Consider the following 25979-nt stretch of genomic DNA (forward strand, 5'->3'; position numbering starts at 1 on the left):
TATATTCATTAGTTAATTTATAAGTTAATCTAAAGGAGAGATGGCAAAACATGACGAGCACACATAAGTATGTTAAAAATTACCCGCGACCGCAATGGATACGTGACGAATGGCAATTGCTAAATGGGGAGTGGAGCTTCCGCTTCGATGATTCGTTCGAGGGAGAACGAAACAATTGGTACAGCAATCTCTATGCGGATCGGACAATTCAAGTTCCATTTACATACGAGACTAAGGCAAGCGGAATCGGCGAGGAGAACTTCCATCCATGCGTTTGGTACGAACGAATCGTGCCTATACCGGCAGAAACAAATGGTAAACGTGTAATGCTTCATTTTCAAGCTGTCGACTATTTAACTAAACTTTGGGTGAATGGCACTTATATCGGCTCGCATGAGGGCGGATACTCAGCGTTCTCTTTTGATATTACGGATGCAGTTGAGTTAGGTGGTAATAACCGCATTACTGTCCGAGTTGAGGATGGCAACAGCACGATGCAGCCGCGAGGTAAGCAGCGCTGGATCGATAAGAACTATGGATGCTGGTATGTACAGACGACGGGTATCTGGCAGTCTGTATGGCTAGAATACGTCGACACTTGCTATGTAAGTAGTGCGAAGATTACGCCGAAGTTGGAGGAAGCATCCGTTTCGTTCGAATACGAACTGGGAAGTACCGTTCGATCATTCGAAGGATTGACGCTGCTGACAATTGTAAGATACGATGGCAAGCTGATTCGCTCGACCGAAATGAACGTAGATAGGAAGTTCGTGAAAGTGGATTTAAGCGTTATGAACGATGTCGGCGAATGGAAGGTACATGCTTGGCATCCCAATCATCCGAATTTGTACGATGTGGAAGTGGTTCTGAAGAAGGACGGCAAGCCAGTCGACACTGTTTACACCTATTTCGGTATGCGCCGCATTCAGATAAAGGGAAATCGAATCCTCCTCAATAACCATCCGTTTTATCAACGTCTGCTACTAGATCAAGGGTATTGGGAAGATACTCATCTGACACCGCCTAACGAGGAAGCTCTTATTGAAGATATCGAGAAAACATTAGCCCTTGGATTTAACGGTGTACGTAAGCATCAAAAACTGGAAGATCCGAGGTTCTTGTACTGGGCGGATCGCAAAGGGCTTTTGGTATGGTCGGAATTCGCATCCACGTATGAGTTTGGAGATGATGCCGTACAACGATTCACGAAGGAATGGACCGAAGTTGTGCGTCAGTATTATAATCATCCGAGCATTGTCACATGGGTGCCGTTCAATGAATCGTGGGGCATTTCAAGCATCTCTACGGACCGGAAACAGCAGCAGTTCACCGAATCGATCTATCATTTGACAAAAGCGTATGACCAAATGCGGCCAGTCGTTGTAAATGACGGTTGGGAGCACACGGTTTCGGATATTATAACGCTGCATGATTACGAGGAGCTAGGGTCCGTACTCGAAGCTCGTTACAAGAATCCAGAAGTACTACTTAGCAATGAAGTTGCTCATGACAAACATCGATATCCTTTTGCTAATGGATACAGCTACAAGGGGCAGCCGGTCATCATCAGTGAGTACGGCGGTATTGCGTTCAAGAGCGAAGAGGGTTGGGGTTATGGCAATCAAGTGAAGAATGAAGAAGAATTTTTGGCGCGGTATGAAAGCATCACGCAAGCTATTAAAAACTTAGAATACGTTAGCGGGTTCTGTTATACCCAGCTAACCGACGTGCAGCAAGAAGTGAATGGCTTGTTAACGATTCAACGTGAACCCAAGATAGAGATGGAGAAAATTAAAAAAATCAACTTACAATAGAAGAAGATTTGTAAACTTTTAAAGAGTGAATGAAAATAGAGCAGTTTGCCAAGCGGCAGCTGCTTTTTTTTAATGTTATGAAGCTGTATGAGCACGATATACCTAAAGAAAGCAGGAAGTAATACACTCCTTCGATAGAACTTTCAAAAATATGGATAGAAAAGTTCGATCCACGCTACACGGTGACGAACTGTTGATATATAGTTAGCTTATGAAATTAAATCCGATTATGCCTATTGGTATAAATGGTTAATGGGGAGTGACTATCATGTCCAAGAGACAACTCAAGCTGGGAGCTAATTTAAACGGAGTCGGAAATAGTATATCCTTTTGGCGGCACCCCGAAGTGCCAACCAATGCGAGTGTTAATTTAGCGTTCTATAAAGAGCAGGCCCTGAAGGCTGAGCAGGGAAAATTCGATCTCTTGTTTATCGCCGATGGTTTGTTTATTAATGAAAAGTCCAATCCGCATTTTCTGAATCGTTTTGAGCCGCTAACTTTGCTTTCAGCCTTAAGTGAAGCAACAACTCATATCGGTTTAGTTGCAACCTTGTCTACTTCCTACAGCGAACCGTTCACGGTGGCCAGGCAATTTGCTTCCATTGATCATCTTAGTGGAGGAAGAGCAGGCTGGAATGTAGTCACATCCCCTTTGGAGGGCTCGGCGCTTAACTTCGGCAAAGGCGACCATCCTCATCATTCGCTGCGTTACGAGATTGCTGAGGAGCATCTTGAGGTTGTGAAAGGGCTTTGGGACTCGTGGGAGGATGACGCTTTTGTCCGAGACAAAACTAGCGGTGTATTCTTCGATCCCACCAAGCTGCACACTCTGCACCATAAGGGCAAACACTTTGCTGTTCAAGGGCCACTGAATGTTGCTCGTTCCAAACAAGGGTACCCGGTCGTGTTCCAAGCAGGGTCCTCAGATTCTGGTAAAGATCTTGCTGCCAAGTCGGCGGACGCGATTTATACGGGTCACGAGACATTCGAGCAAGCGCGTGCTTTTTATCAGGATGTAAAAAGCAGAGCAGCAGCTTATGGTCGTCAGCCAGATGACATTCTAATTTTCCCAGGCATTGGTCCGATTGTAGCCAGAACGGAAGAAGAAGCAGAGCGTAAATATCAGGAAATTGTCGAACTTGTTACCATAGAACAGGCACTGAATTATTTAGGGCGTTATTTTGAGCATTATGACTTCTCGCAGCATGCATTGGATGAGCTGTTTCCAGAACTCGGCGACTTTGGCAGTAACAGCTTCCGCAGTACGACAGACAGCATTAAGCGAGAAGCCAAGGAACAAGGGCTTACACTTCGACAGGTTGCGCTGCGGGCATCCACGCCGAGAAGCGGTTTCATAGGGACACCGGAGAAGGTAGCTGATCTTATCCAGCAATGGTTTGAGGGCGGCGCAGCGGATGGCTTCAATATTAGGACCGTCGTACCGAACGGGCTTTCCGATTTCGTCGATCTAGTTGTGCCTCTGCTGCAGGAACGCGGAATTTTCCGTAAAGAGTATGAAAGTGATACGCTGCGGGGCAATCTGGGGTTAAACATTCCACTCAATCGCTATATAAAGCAGTCCGAGGTGGCACAAGGGAAATAGCATTGACCGCTAGAGAGGAGATCGTATACCTTGAAATTTGCTTTATTTAGTCTAATGATGAATATACCGAATGCTATCAGTGGAGAAATATTGACGACCCAACAGAAGTTTGAGAACGTTTTGAAACAGGCAGTATTTGCTGAAGAATTAGGCTTTGATGCTTATGGTGTGGGGGAGCGGCATGGTGCACCTTTTATTTCATCCTCGCCACCCGTCGTTCTGACCGCGATTGCTGCCAGAACCTCACGCATCCGCTTACTAACAACGGTTACTGTTCTAAGCGTGCTCGATCCAGTGCGTGTTGCTGAGGACTATGCCACACTCGATCATCTTTCAGGTGGTAGACTCGAGTTGATCATCGGAAAAGGCAACGACCCCAGGCATTATCCTTTGTTTGGAATTAAGGAAGAGGAACAGTGGGAATCTCTCGCGGAACGTTATGCACTCCTGAAGCGTTTGTGGAACGAAGAGAACGTAACCTGGCAGGGTCGCTACCGTTCGTCATTGGACCATGTGACGATACAGCCCAGACCTTTGCAACATCCAATCCCCGTATGGCATGGCAGTGCATCAAGTACATTGTCAACGGAGTTGGCAGCGAAATATGGTGAACCCATTTTCTCATCGAATACGTTTCACCCACAAGTAAAATACAAAGCGTTAATCGATCATTATCGTGAGCGATTAGCCTTTTATGGCCATGATCCACAGCAAGCCATTATTGGATCTGGATTTGGTAGTTTATATTTGGCTAACACAACGGAAGAAGCAATTCAACGCTATCGACCCTATTACGATGCATTTCATGCAACAGCAGCGTCGAAGATCAACAACTCACCGTTCAAAGATTTAGAGGACAATGTGAAGAATGGACCTGTTCTAATTGGCAGTCCAGATCAAGTGATCGAGAAGATACTGAACTATCATGAAGCCTATGGGCACGAAGTTGTCAGCATAAGTGTAGATGGCTTGAGCGAAGCGGAGCAGCGTGAGCAAATTGAGCGTTTTGCTAACGAGGTTGCACCTGTTCTGCGCCGAGAGATTCCAAGTACAGTATGGAATCATTCACCGGTGGGTGGCTTAACGGTTTGAAAACCATTTCTGGAGGGATATCGTATTTAAATCGCGATTGGATCGATGAATTTTGGGATCCCACCCCGAATGGGAAGGCGAAGGGAAAGCACTTTCTGAGGTCGATGAAGACGTAAGGAAAGCGTTATTTGATTATTTAAAGGAACAGCGCCCGCAAGCGCGTGAGTTGGAAAAGACAGCAATCCTCCAAATTATACGTTCTATTCTCGGATAGAGTCAGATCATCATAGCTACTCATGGCCCTTACAGCATCGGCTGTAAGGTTTTCTCATGCTTGGATGTTACAAAAGAGGTGACGAATGGAACGCTATTGGAAACGCAATCTACATATGTTATGGATGGGGTTATTTATTAGTCATATTGCCTATACACTCTCTGTACCGTTTTTTCCAATATTCTTACAGAATGACCTAGGCATTCAGAATAGGCTAGAATTGTGGTCAGGCATCTCCATTTCCATTAGCTTCCTCATTAGTGGTTTGTGTGCACCCTTCTGGGGGGCGTTAGCAGATAAATTTGGGAAGAAACCTATGTTAATTCGTTCAGGTATAGGCTTAGCTTTGGCCCATTTTGCCAATTATTTTGTATATGATTTATTCACTTTCATTCTTGTTCGGATATTTCAAGGACTTATGGCAGGCTTTGGCCCTGCTTCCATTGCTTTGGTTGGTACGAATACACCGGAGAAGCACGTCGGATACGCACTTGGTGTGATTTCAACGTCGACGGCAGCCGGGGGAATTATTGGACCGCTTGTCGGAGGTGTACTAAGTCATTGGATGGGATTGCGAATGTGCTTCGTTGCTTCGGGTCTCATTACCATCATTTCTGCGCTTATTGTACTAGTGGGTGTTAAGGAGGTTCACAAGCAACATGATGAAGCTCGTATAAGTGTCATCCAGGATATTAAACATGCAGCACGTAACACCCAACTGATAGGGGTATTTGGCTTAACTTTATTAGTCTCTACTTCAGTAATGATTCTGGAGCCACTGCTGACGCTCTATGTCGTGCAAATCGGTGGGAGTGTAGATAAAGCTACGCTTAGCTCGGGGATTGTTTTCTCAGCAGTTGGCGTAGCTACGGTCATTATGGGACCACGTTGGGGGATCATTGGCGGTCGAATTGGTTATGAGAAGGTATTGTTCATTGGATTGTTAGGCGGTGGCATTGGCAATTTACTGCAGCTCGGTGCTCATCATCTTATTGGCTTTGGAATCCTGCGTTTCAGTTATGGCTTGTTTTTTGCTGCTGTATTCCCAGCGCTGAATGCGCTTATCGTCAAATATGCAGAAGCTGATTTCCGTGGAAGGGCTGTGAGCTTAAACCAATCGTCGAGTCAATTTGGCATTGTGATTGGTCCTTTGCTAGGTGGGTTCTTGGGTGGGTGGCTGGGAATTCAATTCGTATTCCTGTTGACTGGAGTAACTCTTCTTGGTGCCGCATGGAATCGAAAGATGTTAAATGCGAAACGTACGGATCAGAAGTTGCTGGGGTAAAGATATTTTAAATAAGCCATTACGTCAAAAACCGTGCCCTGATCAGGGGCACGGTTTTTCAATCTATTTTAAAGCATCTTGAACAAGTTTATTTAAAAGGGATCATCACTCTTTATATTTTCCTGGAGTGACGCCTTCGTACTTTTTAAAACTGCGTATCAACGCATTACTGTTTAAATACCCTACTTTGACAGCCGCGTCGGAGATATTGAGTTTTTCGTCCCTTAATAATACTTTCGCTTTTTCCAGCCTTACCTTATTGATATAATCCGGCAAGGTTTCTCCGGTTTGTTCTTTGAAAAGCTTGGACATATAGCTTGGAGAAATCCCCAGATGTTCTGAAATCATCGCTACATTTAAGGTAACTTCTACATAGTGGCTGTTAACGAACTTAATGATATTCCTACTCAATTCGTAATAACGATTACCTGTTTTTGACTGTATGCGCTTACTTACCGATGACAATGTGTTGGTAATTTCTTCCTGTAGTTCCACTAAGGTTTCACATTCAAATAATTTTTCTACAGGCTCATCAACAGAAATTTCTTTTACTGTTTTTACAACTGTACTTGCAAGATCAAACATAAAATACCTTGTCATTTCAGCAGTGGGGGTGCTGTCAATAAAGTTAGAGTGAATAATGTCGTCAAGTAATTGCTTTCCTTTTTCAAACTCTCCAGATTTGATACAATTCACTAACTTTTGCTCTTTTTCAAGCGGATAGACATAATCTCTGACATTATATTTCAGACTTTGGAAGGGGATGATCTTTCCGTTACCGGCAATTAACTTGTATTCTAGGGCTTGGGCGGCTTCCTGATAGGCTTCTTGCATGCCATGGATACCCGAATGAGCATCACTGATGGAAACTGTAAGAGTCATATTGTAATATTTTCCAAAAAACTTTTGCAGCTCTTCTGTAAGGTTGACCATTTCTTGCACATGATCTTCCGCTTCAAGATCCTGCAGGTTTACTAGGAATACTATTTTCTCATCAATCTCTGTGGTGAAATTCTGATACCTTTGTCCCAAGAGTTCCTCAAAAACATTGGTGATTACAAAGCTAGGGAGCTTAGACTTTGCTTCAAAATCATCTCCAATTCCTAAGGAAATAAGCTTGCCCCTATCCTCTATGGATAGGAGCACTACGATAAAATCACTGGATTTAAACTGCATGTCAAGCGCGTAAAATGCATTGTGATGTACAGATATATTCCCAAACTTCCCTTTTAAAAGCTTTTGCAGAAAATCCGCTCGCACTACACTGTTTTGCTGTTTCAGTTTCAGGTTGATATGTTCCTTTTCTTGAAGTGCATCTTGGATTGCCTCATAAATAAACTGATATTCATTACTGGATCTGTCATAGGCGTTCTTAATTTTCCCATGTTGGACGATACGGATAAGATTACGAACCGGATTATAATTACGCCATGTAAGTAAAACCGATACGGCTCCTCCAAAAATTAAACATAGAATAATGCTTGCAATCATTAGTTTTTCTGCAAACTCACTTTTTTCCATCACAATCTCACGCGGAACAATGGAAACATACTTTAGGTTGGATACATCGGATTTCGTATAGGAAATGATGAACGAATCCTTTCCTTGTCCTTTTACCAGCATACTATCGCTACGCGTAAGCTCATCCACCTGTAAGATATCCGATAAATGATAAGAAGCAGTCGATGCAAGAAGGTTATTATCATTGTCTAAAATGAAGATACTTCCATACTGTGCCGATTGTAAATTTTGAATCATTTCTGTAAATCGTTCTTTTTTTAACTGGATAACGATTGTGGCAAGAGACTCCTTCTCCGAATTTGATATTGGAATTGAACGCATGTAAGCGAGCGCTCCTGGATTCTCATTTGAGCTTGTCTTATTGTCTTTTGAGATATACCTACCGCTGTATGTATGTTGAAGAGTATCTATCCATTGTTCATACCTTAGCCCATCTTTGACAAGAAAAGAGTACATATAAGTACTCCTTGAAGCTGCCGACGAAGATATCACAGCATCCAAGTTTTTAAAGTACACATAAAAATCATCGATGTAGCCATTCGTTATATTCATCCTTTTGAAATCTTTTACGATCTGAGCAACCTCATACTGCTTGTTATTCCAGTTTGTTTCCTGCGAAGTGGCCAGCATTTCAATATCCGGGTTAAAGGCAATGTCAAAACTTAAGCGCTCCGCATCCTTTAAGATATTGTCCATATTCAGCTGGACTTGCTTCAGCATAGCCAGATTTGCCCTGCTTGTTTCTTGCTCAATCGTCCTTACAGTAACAAAATAAACGATTCCAGTGAAAATGATAGGAATTAACAGAATCAATATATAAGATAAAATTTGGGTGTAAATGATACTATTTCTAGTGTTCAAGACACGCTTTATGTTCATGAGCTCCCCCTCATTCTTATGACTAGTGAGTTCAGGTATGTAAATTCCGCAAGTTCCTAAATAGTATACTACTATACAATACGAATGAAATTCCATAATTTTCCCAAAAAGCTTTATAAGACCATCAATGGCGTACAACTAGGAGCGAGCCGGTGAACCTTCTGGATCCATCGATTTTACACCGCTTTTTGTTTTTTGATGATGATTTTCCCATATTTAATATTGAATTTGGGGATATTCGATACGCATTCTGTTGGATGGAGATTGATTTACGTTTCATAGAAATACTACACTTACCCTAGCAATTGTAATTGTTGTTGAAGTTTGCAAGCATGCACCAAGTTACAATTACGTGTAGCAAAAATATGAAAATTGAGGGGAGAAAAAATGTTGAAAAGTAAAAAGGTTTTTAATAGGATGACTACGGGTTCCCTCTTAATCGTACTTTTGACATCTGCGGTGATGTCAGGATGTGTAGGAGAAGACAAAAAAGCTGAGCAAACGAATTCGACTCCAACGGGTACTGCAATAAAATTGCCTTTTGAGAAGCCGGTAAAATTCCGCGTCTGGGATCCTTTAATGAGCACTGCGCTTCCAATTATGAAGAACTATGCCGAGTCAGAGCTAAATAAAGAGTTGCAGAAGAGACTGAATGTTACGATTGAGTATATTCATCCTACAGAAGGATCGGCGAAAGAACAGTTTAACCTGATGCTTACATCCGGCGACATACCAGATTTTATTGTGGGCACCTTTGGGGATTATCCGGGTGGAAGGCAAAAGGCTTTCGAGGATGGCATACTCGTTGACGTAAAGAATGAAATCCCCAAGTATGCACCAGATCTGGCCAAAATCTATGAAGCCTATCCCGATCTGTTAATGGATGTAGAGACAGAGGAAGGAAAACAGTTCGGTGCCCCATTCCTCAAAGGTGATCAAAGTATCTTCACCTTCTTTGGAGGTTTTCTTCGTAAGGACTGGTTGACTGAACTGGGACTGCCTGTGCCGGAAACTATCGACGAATTCTATACGGTAATGAAAGCTTTCAAAGAAAAGAAGGGGGCAACGGCACCTTTTACCGGAAATGTCGGAAATATTAAAGGAACCTACTTTACCGGAGCATGGGGTATTAATCAAGATCACTTCATTGAAAATGGTAAGGTCGTATATGGGGCAACTGACCCCAGGTTTAAGGAATATACCAAGACCATGGTGAAATGGTATAAGGATGGCATATTAGACCCCGAATTGGCTACGAATAATGGAAAAACGATTGATGCCAAAATTACCGCAAATCAAGCTGGCGCAACTCTTGGAAATACCGGTTCAGGCCTTGGAAAATATTTGCCGTTGATGAAGAGCAAGGATCCCAAATTTGACTTGGTCGCTGTGCCGTACCTCGTACGTAACAAGGGTGACTTCAATCCCTTTATGCCTAAGGATGGACCTACCGTTAACAATGGAACATGGAATATTACCAGTGCAGCTAAGAATATTCCAGAAGCACTGGCATTCCTGAATTATGGATACACGAAGGAAGGCTCTATGCTCTATAACTTCGGTATTGAAGGTGTAAGTTATAAGATGGAGAATGGCTATCCGAAATATACGGATCTAGTTACGAATAATCCTAACGGACAGCCCTTTGCAACTATGGGGCAAATGTATACACGCGCTTTGAAGGATGGCCCTTTCGTACAAGACAAGAGGTATTTTGAGCAGTATATGGTCTTACCGCAGCAACAAGAGTCGCTGAAAGTCTGGACCAAATATGCTGACCAAGTCACCAAAGCCAACAAGAACTATAGAGGAAACTTGACGCCGGAGGAAGTTTCTCAGATCACTAGCAAGCAAAATGAAATTAACACGTATAAGGACGAAATGTTCCTGAAGTGGCTTATGGGTAAAGAGGATGTAGATGCCACCTGGGACAAATATGTGGAGCAAATCAAAAAACTGGGAATTGAAGATATCAACAAAGTTAGACAGAATGCCTATGATCGTTTCATTAAGAAATTCCCTCAGGCATTAAATCCGCAATCGTTTAATATCAGCGACATCTTTAAATAGTTCTAGTGAAATGGGGGAGGGGGATTTCCCCCATTTCACTTTATAGGGAGGTTCTCATAGTGCCAGAGGTAAAGATACAGCCGCAACCTTTGATATACAATAAACCAAGCCTCATTCAGGCCATAAAAAAAGATTATAAGAAAAATAAATGGTTGATCTTGATGGCCCTGCCCGTTGTAGCTTGGTATATCTTGTTTCACTACGTTCCAATGTATGGTGTTATCATCGCATTTAAACAATTTAGTCCCGTAAAAGGAATCTGGGGCAGTACCTGGGTAGGACTAAAACATTTTCATGATTTCTTCAACAGTTTCTCCGCATGGAGAGTCATCCAAAATACGTTATTGATCAATTTCTATCAGCTCCTCTTTGGTTTTCCAGCACCCATTATTCTGGCACTATTGCTGAATGAAGTGAAAAGTAAGTATTTTAAAAAGACGATCCAAACCGTTACTTATCTACCGCACTTTGTTTCCACGGTGGTTATCTGTGGTATGATTATCGACTTCTTTGCAAAAAGCGGTCTAATCAATGATATCATTGCCTTTTTTGGTGGCTCACGCACCATGTTCCTTGTGGAAGCAGAATGGTTCCGTACCATCTATGTAAGCACAGGTATTTGGCAGGGCGTAGGTTGGGGTTCAATTATCTATCTCGCTGCCCTGTCCGCTATCGACACGGAGCTATATGAGGCGGTAACCATCGACGGAGCTGGGAGGTGGAGACAGTTTATTCATATCACGCTACCGGGAATTGCTCCCACAATCGTGATCCTATTAATCATGAATTTTGGCCATATGATGAGTGAAGGATATGAAAAAATCATATTACTTTATAATCCGAGTACGTATGAAACAGCGGATATCATTTCATCCTATGTATACCGGCGCGGATTGGTGGAGGCCAATTATAGCTTTAGTGCAGCAGTGGGGCTATTTAACTCTTTGGTGAACCTGATTTTAATCGTAACAGCAAACTATGTTAGCCGGAAGGTTAATGAAACCAGCCTGTGGTAAGGAGTGGAATATATGGTTGTCAAAAAGACAGTCGGGGATTACATTTTCGATTCGATGACTGTTATTGTATTAATCGCACTGGCTGTAATAACAGCCTATCCGTTTGTTTATGTTGCTTTTGCATCCTTGAGCAGTGCAGATGAGCTTACAGCCCATAGCGGCTTGCTCCTAAAGCCATTAGCATTTAGCCTCGATGCTTATAAAGCTGTGTTAAATAATCCAATGATTTATTCCGGGTATATGAATACGCTATTCATTGTCGTGGTGGGAACGACCTACAATATTATCATGACATCTATGGGAGCTTTTGTTCTCTCTAGGAAAAATTTCTTCTGGAGAAAGCCGATCACCATCTTGATTGTCTTCACCATGTTTTTCGGTGGCGGGCTGATTCCCAGTTTCTTGTTAGTCAAGGATCTCGGTTTAATGAATTCAATATGGGCTTTGATCATTCCTGGAGCAATAGGTACCTGGAATCTGATTATCATGAGAACGGCGTTTCAGGGAATTCCCGAAAGCTTGGTAGAATCTGCCTATATCGATGGTGCACATGATTTTACAATATTATTTAGAATCATTATCCCACTGGCTTTGCCAACTATTGCCGTTATGGTGCTGTATTATGGGGTAGGCCACTGGAATGCGTGGTTTGGCGCCATGATCTACTTAAGAAATAGAGAATTATGGCCATTGCAGTTGGTGTTGAGGGAAATCCTGATTTCCAACAGTACGGATGAAATGATGACCGGAACAGTAGCTCAGGACAGAGCAGCAATCGGAGAAACGATAAAGTATGCAACAATTATGGTTGCTACACTCCCTATCTTGGCAGCATATCCCTTCTTGCAGAAGTATTTTGTTAAGGGAGTAATGGTTGGAGCGCTCAAAGGTTAAACGTGACAATTATAGTGAAAAGCGAATAAAGATTTCCCTATATTTTTAATTTATTACAAAAATCATTTAATATAGTACATTTTAATGTTTGAGCCGAAACGTATAATTACATACATGAGACAATCAAGAAAGTGAAAATGAAAGCGGTTTAATTCAGGTGAAGGAATAGGGTCGGATAGCCATTCTCCCCGTTCCAATGATTCCAAGGAGGACTGCAGATGGTCAATAAAAAGTTCAGATTTTTGTTCATTTGGCTCACGGTGCTGCTGATGCTACCGCTGCCGCAATGGAGTAATCCCGTTGCAGCAAATCAAGTGTCGTCGGAACCAATTACGAATTCAGTGTCAGATTTCTACAATGTTATCATGCAGGCGGGAGCCGACCCTTGGGTATACAAGCATAAGGACGGATATTACTACAACGTCTTTGTCAACGCTAGCGGTATCATGATCCGTAGATCGAAGACGATCACCGGCATTGATGCGGGCGAGAGGAGCCTAGCCTGGACACCGGTTCAGGGTACGAACTACAGCTCCAATGTTTGGGCGCCAGAAATGCACTATCTCAAAGATACGGATGGTAATTACAAATGGTATATTTACTTCGCAGCTGACAACGGAACCAACGCAAACCATCGCATGTACGTGCTGGAGAACACCAGTGAGAATCCAATGACCGGAAGCTGGGTATTCGAAGGAAAAATTACCGATTCCACTGACCGCTGGGCAATTGACGGCACTGTGATGACGATAAATGAGAAACACTATTTCATCTGGTCCGGGTGGGAGGAAACGGACGGGAGTTTCCAAAATTTATACATAGCTGAGATGAGCGATCCACGGACGATCAGCTCGGGGCGTGTATTGATATCGACACCTGAGCATGATTGGGAATCGTCTCCGGGCAGGATTAATGAAGGCCCCGAAGTCACGATACATGGCAACACCATTAACCTGGTCTATTCCGCAAACGGAAGCTGGACAGACAGTTACTGCCTCGGACTGATCAATGCCAAGATTGGCGACGATTTGATGAACCCCAACTCCTGGGTAAAACAGGACAAGCCCATTTTCTCCAGCGCCAACGGCGTATTCGGACCAGGTCACCACAGTCTCACCACCTCTCCCGACGGCACTGAGGACTGGATTATCTACCATTCCGCCCGCTGGCCAGGATCAGGGTGGACGCGTAATGTCCGCACTCAGAAATTCACCTGGAATGCAGACGGAACTCCGAACCTGGGCGAGCCCGTCGATCCAAACAAACCGATTGCCACTCCTTCAGGGGAGCCGGTACGTCAGCGCTATGAGGCGGAGGCAGCCCTGTTGGTGAAAGATCCCAACAGTGGAACAGGTCCCGCTATCTGGCGGGAAAGTACCGCTTCCGATGGGAAGAAGATCGCCAATATCAAGAACGCCAATGATTATGCCCAGTTTACTGTCAACGTGCCACGGTCGGGGTTTTATGTGCTGTCCGTGCGCAATGCCAACGGCTCCTCGAATGGGGCGGATGCTTCCCATATTTTGTCGGTCAACGGTAGTTCCGGTGCCAAGTTAAATATCGTGTATTCCGACTGGAATCGCTGGGGGGCATCCACGGCAAAAGTCTATCTTAAGCAAGGCGACAATAGCATCCGCTTCGGGGCGGGTATCAACCTTGCCCAAATTGACAGTATGGATGTAACCCAGCTTGAAGTTGAATCAGAATTTCTATTCGATTCTCCAGGGTACACGCTGGGGTTGGGTGAAAGTCGCAGTTTACCTGTTTATATGGTAACAGGCACGTCCAATTCACTTATTGAAAGCGGAGTTTCCTTCAGTTCTTCCAATAAGGAGATTGCTGATATTGTTGGAACTGGGATTAAGGGGCTCAAGGCGGGCAGTGCCACGATCACTGCGACATATAACGGGAAAACGACTACAACCACGGTTACTGTTGCCTCTGAACCTAAGTATGTGCAGTCTATCGCTATCAGCGGATTAGACAACGTCTTGAACAGCGGTCTGACGAAGCAATTGCAGTTAACAGCAGGCTACAACACCTATGAAATTCGGGATGTGACGGCTGGTGCCACGTATTCCAGCAGCAACTCCGGCGTGGCTAAGGTAACAGTCAACGGTCAGGTAAATGAAACATATCCGGGGGAAACAGAGCTTAAAGCTGAATACGGTGGCAAGGAAGCAAAATTCAACTTGACGGTAACGCCTAATCCGTCTCAGGTTCCTCAGATTCTTACGCAAGTAAAGACTCCCTCCGGTGTCACACCTAAATTTCCCGGCGTTGTGGACGTGGTTTACAAGGGGGAGAGTGGCATTGCTGAGGTAAGTTGGAAGCTGGAGGGAATTAGCTTCAACTCGCTTGGCCCTGTTCAAGTGCCTGTCATATTGACACTGAATGGTGAGAAGATTTCTGCTGCCGTTTCCGTGGAGGTTGTCCCAGGATGGGGCCTTGATGAAATTGTGAATCAAGTTCACAGCAGGATAGACAATTTCTCATACCCTCTAGGTGAAGGCTTGGGTAACTATAGTCAATCTGCATTTAATTCCCTTCTGGCCAAGCTGAGGCATGTGGAGGAAATATCCGCAGACGCGAGTCTGACGGAAGAGCAGTTTAACCAGGAGCGGAGTTCCCTTACTCAAGTGGAAGCAGATCTGTTAGGTTCGCTTAACAGTACACAGGATGGTGTATTTTATAACGCTTACCGAGATTTCTCCGGCGATGAGACGGGCAAGTACCCTTTCGGGATTAATATCGAAGATCTGACCAATGGCGCTACCGCCACTGTGCAGGCAGAGAACGGGAATAAATTCCTTCGGCTGACCACCATGGCTACTTCGGGCAAGGCGAACCTGTTCCTGCCATATGCAGGTGAGGTAAAGGCTGACTCGGATCAGCGCATCGTCATCGAATATCGGGCCAGATTAAACACCAGCTTTCAGTATGCCAATGGCGCGATGATGAGAAATGACAGCGGTACTAGCAATTATTCCATGGTTACGGCTTTTGATACGGGTAAAATTGTCGTGCAAAATGGAGCGTCTACGAAGGTCAAAGTCAAAGACTATCAAACCAATACATGGTACAAAATCAAGATGGTGGCCAACTGGGGCAACAAGACCTATTCCGTCTATATCGACGATGTTTTGGTGGCTACTGACTACAATTTCCGCCACACAGGGGGCAGCAAGTTGACTGGCCAACGGTTCGGTATCGACGGCTACGCCAACGCCTCCATCGACTTTGACGACTTCAAAGCCATGGTTATCGGAGGGCCGATGGTTGCGCCTAAGGATCTTAAAGGAATCAATGAAACAGCGGTTGGAGCAAATGATGGACGCATCACCGGTGTGAACCCATCCATGGAATGGTCCCATGACAATGGGGGTACCTGGTCCAATGTGGCAGGGGATACCATCGCGAATCTGCAGCCCGGGATTTATTGGGTTCGATACCGTGAGACGAATACCCATACAGCCAGTCCTCATGTGGTGTTGACCCTTACGGGCTTCAATCAACCTCCTGCCAGTCCTGACGGAGGAATTGTTTCGGAAACGGGGAAAGCTGGCGATTTCCCTTTAGCGGCTTACGGATCGGCAGCAGCCATTTGGGTTGACCCTGCGGAGGAAGCCTCGGTCAGACGCGTGGTGAAAGACCTGAAGGAGGACGTCAAGCGGGTCACCAATCTGGACTCCTTTGTGAGCAGTGCGGCTACCCTTCCCGCAGGTCCTGTGGTGATCGTTGGAACACTGGATAGAAGCGCTCAAATCAAGGCGCTAGTTGACGAAGGGAAAATCACTGAAAGTGAAGTAAACGCTATCAAAGATAGATGGGAAGCCTACTTAATCAAGGTGGTAGACGAAAATACCCTAGTCATAGCAGGATCGGATTCTCGCGGATCCATCTTTGGCGTATACGAGCTCTCGGAAAGAATGGGTGTTAACCCCTGGTATTTTTTTGCTGATGCAGCCATCAAAACGAAGAATGCAGTCTATGTAGCTGCTGGTACCTCCGTCAAAGATATGCCCGATGTGCGGTACCGTGGGGTTTTCCTCAATGATGAGGAGAAGCTCAGCCGTTGGGCATCCGAGGTGTTTAAAGACCCTGACACGATGGGGCCGAAAACGTATGCTAAAATCTTCGAGCTCATTTTGCGGCTGAAAGGCAACTACATCTGGGCTGCCATGCACGTCAATTCAATTAACAATGTACCGGGCAATATTGATCTGGTGAAGGAATATGGCATCGTGCTGGGCTCTAGTCACCCCGATATGCTCCTGCGAACGAACTCCCACGAGTGGGATGAGTGGAAAATGAACTATGCCGGACAGAAAGGTGTTAATCCCGACACGATCCAATATGACTACACCATAAGCAAGGAGGCTGTGCTTCAGTACTGGCGGGAAAACATTGAACGCCATAAAGACACCGATGCGCAATGGACACTGGGTATGCGGGGCATACATGATGAGGCCTTTAATGTAAAGAATCTCATGGAACCTACCTATAATTACTTGGGTATTGATCTGGAGGAGCGGAAAGCCGGTCTCATGAATGAGATTATCCGTGATCAGCAGCTCTTGCTTAAGGAAATACTGGGTCAGGACAAATATGCGAAGTCCTTCCAGGCGTTTATTCCTTATAAGGAAGTCTTGCCTATCTATAATCACCCCAGATTTGATCTGCCCGAGAATGTGACAGTAATCTGGACCGACGATAATCACGGAATCATGCGGGGGATGCCTGACGCTGCAGAACGCACACGCGATGCTGGACATGGGTTATACTACCACGCTTCCTACTGGGCTCCTGTCGACCAAAGCTATTTGTGGCTCAGCTCAATCCCCCTTGCCTTAATGGGTGAGGAGCTCGGCAAGTCCTGGGAGCATCATATCCAACAGTCCTGGATACTGAATGTTGGCGATATCAAGCCGCAGGAAGCCGAGATGACCTACTTTATCCGTTATGGATGGGACGTAGAGAAGTACAAAAATCAACCGGATCAATTTCTGAAAGACTGGAGTGGTGAACATTTCGGCAGTCCGTATAGCAGCGAGGTTGCTGATATTCTCACTACTTTCTACCATCATGCCAACGTTCGCAAGCTTGAGCATATGAAGGATGGTTTATTTAACCAGACTCAGTATGGGGATGAGAGCTCCAAGCGGATGGCCGTGTATCAGAATTTATTTAACCGCACTGCGGCTATTTATCAAGCGCTGCCTGCTACGCAGAAGTTGGCCTTCTATGAACTGGTGCAATCCAAAATTAACTGGGCGTACTACGTCAATAAGGCCTACTATTATGCGGATAAAAGCAATCTGGCCTTCGATCAAGGCAGAATGGCTTCCGCCGACGCTATGCTCAAACATTCTCAGGAAGCTGATCTGGCGAAGAAAGCGGAAATTGCGCGTTACAGCACGATGGCAGATGGCAAGTGGAAGGGATTCATTGATCCCGAGAATGCGTCGCCCCCTGTCATTAACCAGCTTCCCCCTGGCACGCCAGCGCTGGTGCTGGGCGAACCGTCTTTAGGTGTGATTGTACAAGGTGAGACAGCGCCTCAGGGGAACACGAAGCTTGTATTTTCTCCTTATAATCAGGATGGTAAATTCATCGACGTTTTCAATAAGGGAGCTGGCACTGTCAATTGGACTGCCGCTGCCGATCAGCCTTGGGTAAAGCTCTCTTCCTCAGCCGGAACTGTCAATGACGAGACACGTCTTTGGGTTACGATTGATCAGATGGAAGCACACAAAGGCGCAACCGCAACGATTTCGATTACCGATACTGCGACCAACACCATCAAGACCATTCAGGTGGCGATTGAGAATCCGACAATAGCCCTGTCCGCAATCACTGGATACGCAGAGGCTGACGGCTATGTATCTATTGAAACCGAGCATTACAGCCGGTTGAATACGAATGGAGATAAGACTTGGCAAATTATCCATGACGCGGGCCGTGCTTTTGGTGGTGATGTAGTGCGTGCTTATGCGCCTGACCTGAACGCTGTAGATGAGTCTGCGATAAGCTCAACTGCCCCCAGCCTGGAGTATGACATCAACCTTACCTCGACGGGTCAGTTCCCGTTGGAGATATACAGGATCCCCACGCTGAACGCGAAGGGAAAGGTGCGTTTTGCCGTATCTGTGGATGGTGGAACCCCGATTGTAGTGGAATCGGCAGCGGTCGATGAAGGGCAAGGCACCATTTGGGTGAGCAATCTCTTCCACATGATTGAGAAGCATGTTGTGAATCTGCCCGTGCTGTCAGCTGGAAAACATACCGTCAAGCTGTGGATGGTGGATAGCTTCATAATGATTGACAAGATGGTGCTGTACACGGGTCCAGAGGGTGTCATTTCCACCGAGCTTGGTCCAGACGAGAGTTATCATCATGAATTCAATACAGAGTTTAACTCGGGCACCGATGCTCTGCCCCGAATCTCAACAGCAGCCGAACCGAAAAACATCCCGGCTGGCTGGGGAGCGGGCGATTTTGTTGAAGTGGATGGAAAGGTAAGCCTTGAGGCCGAGTTCGCCATGGAACATGATCTTGCATCTGAAAGCCAGATTACAGCTGATATGAAAGCGTACACGGTTTCCAAACAGGATAAGGCTGCCCAGTTAGCAGGGAAAATTCCCAATGCCTGGCGCCTCACGCAATCAGACACCGGCATGGCAATGCGCCTTCCCGATCGGGGCGGACAGTGGTCAGAGAATGCCGAATTCCCTGTGTATAGTCCGGAATTGACGTACAAAATCAATTTTAGCAACACAGGTGCTTATAACGTCTGGGTGCGCTGGCGATATGTAGATAACGCTTCCGACTCCATTCGTGGTGGTCTTGATGGTAGTCTCGGGAACTTCTCGACTGATGTTTTTTTCTCCAATAATATGGATGAGAAATGGCACTGGAAAAACGTGGGCAAGATTAACGTCGCCACAACCGCCGAGCATTCCTTCAGCCTGTGGATGCGCGAGGACGGTCTGTATGTAGACCGTATCTACCTTACGAATAGTAGTGAGACCCCAACAGATGCCCTTTGGAAACCCTCTCTCAGGAACGAGAGCACTGTGGGACAAAGGCTTCAGGAAACTGTGAACGCAAAGCGCGCCGGGATGGCCGGAATCTCTTATCCATTAGGTGATGCTCTCGGTCGTTACCGTCAGGATGCCTATGACTCCGTTATGGGTGCTCTGAACGCAGCGGATGCCTTGGCTAAGAGTGGTACCGCTACAGTGCAGCAAGCCGATGAAGCCCTAAACGCCATTACTGCCGCCGAAACAGCTCTGAACAACGCTCTTGTCCTTACACAGAATGGCATGAGCTATCATGCATACAGAGATTTTTCCGGTGATGAGGCGGGCAAATATCCTTACGGCTTTAATATCGAAGGGATGACCAATGGCGCTACGGCTACTGTACAAGAAGAGGACGGGAATCAATTCCTGCGTCTGACGACAACGGCTACTGCCGGTAAGGCCGATCTATTCCTGCCGTATACAGGCGAAGTAAAGGCAGCTGCGGATCAGCGTATCGTCATCGAATACCGCTCCAGGTTTAACGGTAACTTTCAATATGCCAATGGCGCCATGGTGAGAAACGACAGCGGCACTAACAATTATGCCATGGTGACTGCTTTTGAGAATGCAAGTGGCGTGCATCAGATTAAAGTGCATAAGGGCACATCCAATGCAGATAAAGTTAGTGTTAAATCGTTTAATTACAATCAATGGCACACATTTAAAATGGTGGCCAACTGGGACGCCCGGACTTATACCGTCTATATGGACAATGATTCTGTCCCGGTAGCTACTGACTTTAACTTCCGCAACACAGGCGGCAGCAAGTTGACTGGACAGCGGTTTGGATTGGATAACATACCTAACGGTTCAATCGACTTCGATGACTTTAAGGTTAGTATTATTAATCCTTCTAACCCGGTTACTCCAAATGCCCCCGAGGGACTCGGGAAAATTAATGAAACAGCGGTAGGCGCCAATGATGGTCGTATCATCGGCGTAGATAGCTCCATGGAATGGTCCTCGGACTATGGTAACACTTGGTCAAGTATCGAGGGGAATACCATCCTGAATTTGCCGCCCGGGACTTATTGGGTTCGATACCGAGAAACCAATACCCATAAAGCCAGTGCCCAAATAGAGCTGAACATTCTGCGCTTTAGTCTGCCAGGCAATGTCACGGGCGTAAGCTTGGACAAAACCAATGCCCATCTGTATACCAACTATGGAAGCCTTGCTGTTCAGCTTACTGCATGGATAGAGCCTGTTGGCGCCATCAATAAGGCTGTAACGTGGAATACTTCGAATTCTGTCGTAGCTTCTGTATACGACGGTCTCGTAACAGCGCATTCCGCAGGCGTAGCCATAATCAAGGTAACGACCGTAGATGGTGGTTACTCCGATACGAGCACAGTGACAGTTAGTGTGTACAGTGGCCCTGACCATCCAGGAAATCCACCTGTCCATGTCACAGGTGTAAGTTTGGACAAAACCAATGCTCAGCTGTATACCAACTATGGAAGCTCCACCGTCCAGCTCACTGCAATTGTGCAACCTGTTGAAGCGACTAACAAGAACGTAACATGGAGCACGTCAAACCCGAATGTAGCTACGGTGGACGAAAACGGTCTCGTGAATGTCCACACCCCCGGCATGGCTGTGATTACGGCGACCACGGCAGACGGCATTTACACAGCGACTTGCATTGTGACTACGACGATATATGATCAAGATGCCAGCCCTTACGACGGACATGACGGTTCCACCGTCCCAACTGCATCTGCCACTATAATTAAGAACGATGACGGAAGTACGAGCACTATACTCACCGACCAAACGACCGGAACGTTGACCGAGACCACAACTTGGCCAAACGGAGACCATAAAGTCGTAACAAAAGAAAGCAATGGCACAGTTACGGAAGTCTTCAGTGGGCAGAATGGAAGCAAGCGTGAGGTCGTGACGAGGTCAGACGGAAGCAGCCGCTCTGTCGTCACCGATATGAAGAGGGTCATTGTTGAGACCATCACGTCTTCCCATGGGGAAGTAACAGCCGACGTTCATCTGCCCGAAGGAGTTGCACAATCGCGGATTACGATTCCCGTCAAGCATGCCTCTGCCACCACAGTTGCCTTTATTGTGAGGAAAGACGGATCTAGGCAAATCATTGGGACCTCTGTTCTAACAGAAGATGGATTGAGTTTCATAGCCTCGGGAGATATGACGGTAAAACTGATAGACAATAAGATCACTTTCAGGGATGTTCCTGACAACTATTGGGCTGCCGAGGCAATTGCCTTTAGTGCCAGTCGTGAGCTATTCCTTGGAACGGAGCAAAGGGTTTTTGCCCCCGATGCATCCATGAGCCGTGCAATGTTATTCACCGTATTGGCCCGGTTGGACGGCGCACAGGCTGAAGGCGGCGCAAATTGGTACAGCAACGCACAAGATTGGGCTGTGGCTGCCGGAATCAGCGACGGTAGCGCTCCGGAGGCTGCCATAACCCGGGAGCAGTTAATTACTCTTTTACATCGGTACGCCGGACAATCTGCTGCGAACGGCAACAGCAAAAGCTTTGTGGACAGCAACGATATTTCTGCTTGGGCAAGTGAAGCCATGAGGTGGGCTGTGGCGACGGGGATCCTGAATGGCAAGCCAGGGAACCTTCTGGAGCCAGCCAGTGTTGTCTCTCGAGCTGAAGTATCAGCAGTGCTTGCGCGCTTTATCGCTTGGAGAAGTAACAAGTAATTCAATAAATTGGAACCAATATCTTGGCCCTAAGTAACGATAAAACCTACCTAATCAACGCTCCCGTCCTTGAAAGACGGGAGCGTTGATTATTTTCCTGCTAGTTATCATTGTTAAGTTTTGCAGATTTCATATTCGATGATGCCAACAATCCGTCTCACCTCTATTTCCCGGGTAATGTCCCAGGGGCTAACCGCCACTATCTTGTCTCTGCCTGCTTATGAAGCAAATTAATTGTGCATGGATGTTGAGATTTATTGTAGAATAGACTTTAAAAAAGTTTATATCAATCTCTTTGTACAGGCTGGGGGACATTTAGTAATGGATAAAAGCATTCGCAGCAAGTTTCTACCATTTAAACGCAACCTAACCAGAGGTCACTTTTCTCGGAAGAGCTTTGCAATTGTACTTTTGATGGCCAGTCTTCCTACAGCTTTGCTTGCTGTGGCAACTTATTTCGTAGGCGTCTCCCAAATTGAACGAGAGGTTAACCGAACACATCAACTCCGGCAGCAGTATATGGCGGAGAAGCTGAACGATCAGCTGCTCCAGCTTGAAAAAATGGTGACGATGTGGAAGTTTAATCCGATTTTTCAAAATAAACTTGGCGATATGACGATGAAGGATTTTCAAAGTAATATTGTTCAGTCTCAGGATTTGGCCAAGACCTTGCTAATCATGAGTAATTCAAGCCCTTTGCTTCGAGAGGTACGGATGTATTTGCCAGACAGTGAGATTTTTCTATCCTCACTCAACACGAAATTCGTAGTTCCAATTACGGAATCTGAAATTGATTTTTTTCGTTCGCTTTTCATCAAAGATATGGAGCATTATTGGACCTATGCTGGTGGCTATTTATCCCTGGTTCAGCTAGTGCCTGAAACAGCGCCTTATGGGTATTTGCTTGCGCAATTTGATGCGAGTGCCATTAATCAATTAATTAGCCCAGATCCTAACTTGCAAGCAACGGCGTTTATTCTGAAAGCCAACGGAGACTGGTTGGACTCAAATGAGACACCTGAGTTGGAAACACACGCATTTAAGAGTTACTTAAGAGATGAAGTGAACAAGTATCAAAACAAGCAAGGTTCTTTTTTCAGCAATTGGAAAGGCGAGAAATATGCAGTAACATACGGTTTCATCGACCGAACCGGCTGGATGTATGTGTCAGCCGAGCCCATATCGAAACTTACGCAGCCGATTGTCAATGCCTCAAGGATTTTGTTAATGCTTGGCTGCATGGGTATCTTTATAGCTGTTGGTCTATCTTGGATGGCATCCAAAAGGCTGAATCAGCCTATGAATCGGCTTGTTCAATTATTCAGATCCACGAAGAAAGAATTTCCACAGCATGAAGTTGGCGATGAGTTCGAATTTATCGAGCGGCAATGGAAGTTTTTAAACAGTGAAAGCAAAATTTTACATGAACGTATGGAGAGCCACTTCGTTACATTAAGGGAATTTTTTCTGTTTCAATTGTTGAACGACCATCTCTATTTGTCAGAAGATAATTTGCGTACACGGATGGAGCAATACGGGTGGGACCTCGAAGGCAAACGGCTTGCGCTTGTTGTTATTCGCCTGCTCGGTTTTTCCAGGCTTCAGGGCCGGTTTGATAACGGGGATGAGCAGTTAGTCACCTTTGCAGCAGTCAATGTCATCAGTGAGATTGCGGAGAATCAATTTGAACAGGCAGAAGTCATAAGTGGTCAAGACTTTTCGGTTAGCTTGCTCTTGATGCTTCCTGAAGAATATGCCGACAACGGAAAGATCCATGCATTCAGTGAAGATGTGGTACGTACACTAACGACCATCCTGCAAATGAATATTTTGGTCGGAATAGCGAAGCCGATAAGCCGACTATCTGAACTTCCACTTGCTTTCCAAGAGGTGAACCAGTCATTCCGTCATCGAAATATTCAGGAATCAAACCAAATCTTGGATTTAGAGCAGCTCACCATTAATGAGCCTTCCATACCGTACCCTTTTGCAGCTGAGAAGGAACTGATGCGCTGTATACGTTCAGGAGACAGCGAGGAGACAAAGGATGCTCTCAGTCATTTTATGACTGAAATGACTGTCGTTATGGAGACGGAAATGGCCTTGCGGTTGGGGATGAACCAATTACTGGGCACTTTTCTTAACCAGATTCTATTGGCAGGCTATAGCCCTATAACTTTGTACCGTACGGATCTTTATGAAGAACTAGGCAGGATGCGTGAACCTCATGAAATGGCTCGTTGGTTTAGAGATAAAATTAACATTTATCTCAAAGCTGTAGAGGAAACCGTGACGAAGACGCAGGTGCACCTCATGAAGGAGACGATCGATACGGTAGTTGGGTTGTTGGAGGAAAATTACACAGAGGATGTATCACTCGAATGGTATGCGGAACGATTCGGCATCAGCATTTACAAGCTCAGCGCAGGCTTTAAAGAAGTGATTGGCGTTAATTTCATAGACTACTTAACCCGTTTGCGAATCAATAAGTCCAAGGAACTTCTGCTTCACTCCACCGAAAAGGTAAATGATATTGCATACCGTGTCGGCTATCAGCCCTCCTACTATTATCGTGTCTTTAAAAAGCACGAGGGTATTACACCGACGCAATACCGGGAGATTCACAAGGGAAGTATGTAAGTATTCCAAAAAGGGACAGCTTAAGTGCACTGATTCAATTCAGTGCACTTTTTTTGCGCTTTATTTGGATTGTGTACATTTTTTTGCAGCGAGTGCACATTTTTGTGAGGGGAAAAAAGTTCATGTTCCATAAAAGTTTGATGTTGTACAACAGTGGACTTTAAGGGTATCGTAATCTCACAACCTGGATGGAGGAGGAAGTTGATTCGATGGCATATGTGTCTGTAGATAAGCAATCATCGGTGAAACCATCATCGGTAAAGCCGTCATCACTCAGAAGGCAATCGTTAAAAAAATATGTGTGGCTTTACTTTTTGGCGGCCCCTGGCGTTCTGTATTTTATTATTTTTCATTATGTCCCCATGTGGGGCGTGATGCTCGCCTTTCAAGAGTACAGTCCGTACCAAGGCTTTTTTAAAAGCGAATGGGTTGGCTTTGAGCATTTCCAACGATTTTTCGCCGAACCAACTTTTTTTCAGCTTCTTAAAAATACACTCTTACTCAGTCTTTACAATTTGTTTTTTTTCTTCCCGTTTACGATTTTATTGGCATTGTTACTGAATGAAGTACACTCGGTTATGTATAAACGGTTTATACAGACTGTCGTTTATTTGCCCCATTTCGTATCATGGGTCATCATTGTAGGCATTTCGTTTATTTTCTTCGGTCCGTCAGGCGTGATTAATCACTATTTGGACATCTTGTTTGACAAAAACCTACCGTTTTTAATGAGTAACGAATGGTTTCGTCCCTTAATCGTCCTGCAGCATATATGGAAAGACGCCGGTTGGGGAACGATTATTCTTCTGGCAGCGCTGGCAGGCATTAATCCGGAACTCTATGAAGCTGTTAAGGTTGACGGGGCAAACCGTATGCAACGCATTTGGTATATTACGCTGCCCGGGATTCGAAGCACGATCGTCATTCTTTTGATTCTTCGCCTAGGATCGGTCATGGACTCTAACTTTCAACAAGTGTTTCTGATGTGGAACAATTTCAACGAAGGTGTTTCGAATGTGTTTGATCTTTACGTGTATAAGGTTGGTTTACAACGTTTTGAATTCAGCTTCAGTATCGCAGTAGGGTTGTTTAATTCGATTGTCGGCTTGATCCTCATGCTGATTGCGAACTACGCGGCTAAGCTGTTTAAAGAAGAGGGGATTTTTTAATAAAAACAT

11 protein-coding genes are annotated in these 25979 nt (G+C 45.3%); 10 read left to right on the forward strand and 1 reads right to left on the reverse strand.

Translation table 11 applies throughout. The annotated features are described in order from the left end of the window. The first annotated feature begins 50 nt into the window (after positions 1 to 50). From AC58QM_RS16780 to AC58QM_RS16795, 4 genes are all read left to right on the forward strand, one after another. Positions 51 to 1814 (forward strand): glycoside hydrolase family 2 protein, encoded by a 1764-nt coding sequence (locus AC58QM_RS16780; RefSeq protein WP_497285819.1) that lies wholly within the window; start codon positions 51 to 53, stop codon positions 1812 to 1814. Between the two features lie 268 nt (positions 1815 to 2082). Next, a complete protein-coding gene (locus tag AC58QM_RS16785) occupies positions 2083 to 3417 on the forward strand; it encodes an LLM class flavin-dependent oxidoreductase (protein ID WP_497285821.1) in 1335 nt (444 codons plus the stop codon). 30 nt (positions 3418 to 3447) lie between these two features. Beyond that, positions 3448 to 4509: an LLM class flavin-dependent oxidoreductase gene (locus tag AC58QM_RS16790; protein ID WP_497285823.1), complete on the forward strand. Its 1062-nt coding sequence runs from the start codon at positions 3448 to 3450 to the stop codon at positions 4507 to 4509. Between the two features lie 299 nt (positions 4510 to 4808). Next, the gene (locus AC58QM_RS16795; protein ID WP_497285825.1) at positions 4809 to 6008 is read left to right on the forward strand and encodes an MFS transporter; all 1200 of its coding nucleotides are present in this window, start codon (positions 4809 to 4811) and stop codon (positions 6006 to 6008) included. 105 nt (positions 6009 to 6113) lie between these two features. On the opposite strand, the gene AC58QM_RS16800 is transcribed toward AC58QM_RS16795, so the two are convergent. Continuing rightward, entirely contained in the window at positions 6114 to 8408 is a 2295-nt protein-coding gene (locus tag AC58QM_RS16800; RefSeq protein WP_497285826.1) for a helix-turn-helix domain-containing protein, read from the reverse strand. Positions 8409 to 8795: 387 nt separating this feature from the next. On the opposite strand from AC58QM_RS16800, the gene AC58QM_RS16805 reads away from it, so the two are divergent. The 6 genes from AC58QM_RS16805 (at position 8796) to AC58QM_RS16830 (ending at position 25970) form a co-directional block, all read left to right on the forward strand. Beyond that, entirely contained in the window at positions 8796 to 10478 is a 1683-nt protein-coding gene (locus AC58QM_RS16805; protein ID WP_497285828.1) for a type 2 periplasmic-binding domain-containing protein, read from the forward strand. A gap of 59 nt (positions 10479 to 10537) precedes the next feature. Then, positions 10538 to 11494, forward strand: coding sequence for an ABC transporter permease (locus tag AC58QM_RS16810; RefSeq protein WP_497285830.1), 957 nt, complete (start codon positions 10538 to 10540; stop codon positions 11492 to 11494). 12 nt (positions 11495 to 11506) lie between these two features. Then, the gene (locus AC58QM_RS16815) at positions 11507 to 12388 is read left to right on the forward strand and encodes a carbohydrate ABC transporter permease (RefSeq protein ID WP_497285832.1); all 882 of its coding nucleotides are present in this window, start codon (positions 11507 to 11509) and stop codon (positions 12386 to 12388) included. Between the two features lie 218 nt (positions 12389 to 12606). Then, the gene (locus tag AC58QM_RS16820) at positions 12607 to 22161 is read left to right on the forward strand and encodes a glycosyl hydrolase 115 family protein (RefSeq protein WP_497285833.1); all 9555 of its coding nucleotides are present in this window, start codon (positions 12607 to 12609) and stop codon (positions 22159 to 22161) included. Positions 22162 to 22482: 321 nt separating this feature from the next. After that, entirely contained in the window at positions 22483 to 24801 is a 2319-nt protein-coding gene (locus AC58QM_RS16825) for a helix-turn-helix domain-containing protein (protein WP_497285835.1), read from the forward strand. Positions 24802 to 25010: 209 nt separating this feature from the next. Beyond that, positions 25011 to 25970, forward strand: a complete 960-nt coding sequence (locus AC58QM_RS16830; protein ID WP_497285837.1) for an ABC transporter permease — start codon at positions 25011 to 25013, stop codon at positions 25968 to 25970. Positions 25971 to 25979 lie beyond the last annotated feature (9 nt).

This window comes from Paenibacillus sp. J22P165, assembly GCF_059692015.1.

Coding starts and splice junctions, on each gene's coding strand:
- AC58QM_RS16795 (WP_497285825.1), top strand. CDS start 4,809: ATGGAACGCTATTGGAAACGCAATCTACATATGTTATGGATGGGGTTA.
- AC58QM_RS16780 (WP_497285819.1), top strand. CDS start 51: ATGACGAGCACACATAAGTATGTTAAAAATTACCCGCGACCGCAATGG.
- AC58QM_RS16805 (WP_497285828.1), top strand. CDS start 8,796: ATGTTGAAAAGTAAAAAGGTTTTTAATAGGATGACTACGGGTTCCCTC.
- AC58QM_RS16800 (WP_497285826.1), bottom strand. CDS start 8,408: ATGAACATAAAGCGTGTCTTGAACACTAGAAATAGTATCATTTACACC.
- AC58QM_RS16825 (WP_497285835.1), top strand. CDS start 22,483: ATGGATAAAAGCATTCGCAGCAAGTTTCTACCATTTAAACGCAACCTA.
- AC58QM_RS16815 (WP_497285832.1), top strand. CDS start 11,507: ATGGTTGTCAAAAAGACAGTCGGGGATTACATTTTCGATTCGATGACT.
- AC58QM_RS16820 (WP_497285833.1), top strand. CDS start 12,607: ATGGTCAATAAAAAGTTCAGATTTTTGTTCATTTGGCTCACGGTGCTG.
- AC58QM_RS16785 (WP_497285821.1), top strand. CDS start 2,083: ATGTCCAAGAGACAACTCAAGCTGGGAGCTAATTTAAACGGAGTCGGA.
- AC58QM_RS16830 (WP_497285837.1), top strand. CDS start 25,011: ATGGCATATGTGTCTGTAGATAAGCAATCATCGGTGAAACCATCATCG.